Annotated in this window: 5 protein-coding genes; 3 read left to right on the forward strand and 2 right to left on the reverse strand. The window is 56.6% G+C overall.

Going from position 1 to position 3,009, the window contains the following annotated elements; all coding sequences use genetic code 11:
- From HOJ95_09360 to HOJ95_09370, 3 genes are all read left to right on the forward strand, one after another.
- On the forward strand, positions 1-792 hold a 792-nt coding region (locus HOJ95_09360; GenBank protein ID MBT6394900.1), incomplete at its 5' end, for an HD domain-containing protein.
- A gap of 36 nt (positions 793-828) precedes the next feature.
- On the forward strand, positions 829-1,137 hold the full coding sequence (locus tag HOJ95_09365) for a hypothetical protein (GenBank protein ID MBT6394901.1): 309 nt from the start codon (positions 829-831) through the stop codon (positions 1,135-1,137).
- Positions 1,138-1,151: 14 nt separating this feature from the next.
- A complete protein-coding gene (locus tag HOJ95_09370; protein MBT6394902.1) occupies positions 1,152-2,003 on the forward strand; it encodes a DUF3108 domain-containing protein in 852 nt (283 codons plus the stop codon).
- Here HOJ95_09370 and HOJ95_09375 read toward each other — a convergent pair.
- Positions 2,000-2,359 (reverse strand): YraN family protein, encoded by a 360-nt coding sequence (locus tag HOJ95_09375; GenBank protein MBT6394903.1) that lies wholly within the window; start codon positions 2,357-2,359, stop codon positions 2,000-2,002. The genes HOJ95_09370 and HOJ95_09375 overlap by 4 nt on opposite strands.
- A complete protein-coding gene (locus tag HOJ95_09380) occupies positions 2,356-2,946 on the reverse strand; it encodes a ribonuclease HII (GenBank protein ID MBT6394904.1) in 591 nt (196 codons plus the stop codon). Before HOJ95_09380 ends, HOJ95_09375 begins: the two co-directional genes overlap by 4 nt.
- Positions 2,947-3,009 lie beyond the last annotated feature (63 nt).

Raw genomic sequence — 3,009 nt, forward strand, 5'->3', positions numbered from 1 at the left:
ACTCAATCTATATCACCGGCTGCCCCGGCACCGCCTCCCGAAGAAGAGCTGGCAGCGCCCTCTCCTTTTGCCCCTGAGCCGCCCGCCCCACCCGCCGAAAGACGAACCAACGAGGCGCCTGCGGGTACTCCTGGCGAGGAGCCCAAAAAGCGGCGGCGCTCTGTTCTGGCAGGTCCCGAGTACTCCGCCCTCAACGATGGGAGCGAAAGTGATTCGAACCTTCTCGATCCAATTGCAAACAACCCCTACAGCTCTCTGCGAGATCGCTCAATAGAATTCGTTTTCAAATTCCTTCAGGCTATCGCCAACGATGAGGTAATTTCGCTCGATGAGGCCGAAGACATCGTCTATGACTGCATTGAAGAGCCCGAAGCCATGGAGCATCTCTACACCCTGGCCGTCAGCGTTATCGACACCTCGAACTCGATGGCGATACACCTGTTCAACCACATGGTTTATTCGCTCAAACTTGGCCAGGGGCTCAAATGGCCTGAGGATCGCCTCATCCGCCTCGGTGTCGCCTCGCTGATTCATGACGTGGGTATGTGCGGCATCTCCCAGCACATCCGCCACAAAGAGGGAAAGCTGACCTCCGAGGAGATAGCCGAAATCAGGGTCCACCCCCAATACGGGATGGAGATTATCCTCCACATGTTCGGCGACCAATTTCAGTGGCTCGCCGAGGCGATCTACCACGAACATGAGCGCGAGAACGGCCGTGGATACCCCCAAGGTCTCTCTGGCGGGGAGATTTCCGAGTACGCCAAGATTATCGGCCTGGCAGATGTCTAGGAAGCGCTCACCCACCACCGCCCCCAGAGGAAGCGCATGCTTCCCCACAAGGCGGTGCAAGAGATCGTTCAGACCCAAAAGGTGCAGTTCCACCAACGTCTGCTCAAGGTCATGATCGAGGAGCTTTCCGTGTTCTCGCTCAACAGCTTCGTGCGCCTGAACTCGAACGCCATCGGTCGTGTAGCCGAAACGACACCAGGCCAGCCCCTGCGCCCGATCGTCCAGCTCATTTTTGATGCCGACGGCAACGAAATCTCCGAGGAGCGCTTTATATCCCTGAAGGAATTTCCTCTCCTCTATATTATTGACGAGGTAGAAGAGTCCGAACTGCCCTCGAACCAGTGAGAAAATCCCTCTTGATGATGAAACGGCTCCTTATTAATACAACCATTGCGCTATGCCTTTGCGCCATTCTTGCTCCCGCCGATGTCTTGCACGCCGCAGGCGCCTCGCCTGCGCCCGATGAAACTTTCACCTACAACATTGAATTTCTATTTTTCACCAAGGCGGCGCAAGGCGAGTTAAAATTCAGGCACATAGAGGGCAACCGCTACAAAGCCGAGCTTATCGCCGAAACCAAGGGCCTGGTCGGCGTTCTCATGTACGGCAGGAAAAATCACTATATCTCGGAAATGGTGTATGACCCGGTAAAGCGGCGCTTCATAAGCCGCCTCTATACCAAGTTGATACACAAACCAGACGGCACGGAGCGCACAACGGCGGCCATCGACCATAAAAGCCGCACTGTGAGCTGGAAATATTTCTGGAAAGATAAGCTTGAGGGAAGCGGAGTCGACCCGATGCCGCCGGGAGCGCGTGTCGAGGAACTCCTTTCGGCCTTCTTCAACTTCCGCAACGGCAGGCTTGGTGCGCTTACGCCGGGGAAAAAAGTGACACTTTTCACCCTCCCGGACTACAAGGCCAAGGCGACTGACAAGAATCCCGAAGGGGAGGAAAAAAAGTTTCAAAGAATTGAGATCCGGATACCCACCGCCAAGGCCGAGCGCGAATACCGGATAAAGTATGAGCGGAAAGAAAAAAAGGGCGTTCTCGCCCTGGTGAAGCTTCCTAAAAACATCTTTGGCCAGGAAACGGGCGAAGTGCGCGTCTGGCTCGACACGAATATGGTGCCGCTTGCCGCGACGGTTGAGGACGCCATTCTCTTCGGTGATGTTCACGGCGTTCTCGCCAAAACAGCAACCACTCGCTAGCGGTAGGCGTCCCGTATCAACTGCCCCCCGCCCGCCTCTTTTCCAGATTCAGCTTCAATCAAAACCACGTCGAACCGGCAAAAAGCCTGCTGCGCATCGGGGTGCGTCATCAAATAATGCTCGGCTGCGCGGGCGATTCGATGTTGCTTTTGAGCACCGATAGCCTCGGCGCCATCTGAGGCGCCGCCCGGCGGGCGCGTTTTCACCTCGACAAACGCAATGACATCACCCTCGCGCGCGATGATGTCCACCTCGTAGCGGGGTCCCCTGTAATTACGCTCGATAATCTTGAAGCCGCTGCGGCGCAATAGCTTGCAGGCAGCCTCCTCTCCCCTGAGGCCGCGCTCAAGATTCATCCGGCCACGCCTCTAAAAGTGCGTCGATGGAGAAAACAGGGCCCATGCTCCCTGATTGCCGCAAGATGATCCCGTGTCGGGTAGCCCTTGTGACGGGCAAATCCGTAAAGAGGAAAACGCGCATCGAGCCGCTCCATAAGACGATCCCTGATGACTTTGGCGATAATGCTCGCCGCCGCAATAGATGCACAAGTCGCATCACCCGAAACAACTGCCGACTGCGGCACGCCAACGGGGATTTTCTTGTTGCCGTCGATAAGAAGATAGTCCATCGGGCTGCCTAGACGACCAACCGCCCGGGCCATGGCTTGGAGGGAGGCCTGAAGGATATTATGGCGCTCTATCTCGCGCGCGCCGATGCCCGCAACGGCAACAAAGAGGGCGCGTTTGCCAATCTGTGAAAAAAGCAATTCACGTTTTTTGGGAGACAATTTTTTACTGTCGGCTAGCCCCTCTATTGGATCGTCGGGATCAAGAACCACTGCCGCAGCGACCACGGGGCCGGCTAGCGGCCCACGTCCCACCTCATCCACCCCCGCGATGCGCTTGCATCCCTCGCCCTGTAGACGGCGCTCAAGTGTGTACACGGCATACCTGATGGGCGGAGAATAAATCGGGCGCACCGCTTTGCGAGCGATGCAAGTAAGGAT

It is taken from the genome of Nitrospinaceae bacterium (genome assembly GCA_018669005.1).
In the GTDB taxonomy this organism is placed as follows: domain Bacteria; phylum UBA8248; class UBA8248; order UBA8248; family UBA8248; genus UBA8248.

Coding starts and splice junctions, on each gene's coding strand:
- HOJ95_09365 (MBT6394901.1), top strand. CDS start 829: ATGCTTCCCCACAAGGCGGTGCAAGAGATCGTTCAGACCCAAAAGGTG.
- HOJ95_09370 (MBT6394902.1), top strand. CDS start 1,152: ATGATGAAACGGCTCCTTATTAATACAACCATTGCGCTATGCCTTTGC.
- HOJ95_09375 (MBT6394903.1), bottom strand. CDS start 2,359: ATGAATCTTGAGCGCGGCCTCAGGGGAGAGGAGGCTGCCTGCAAGCTA.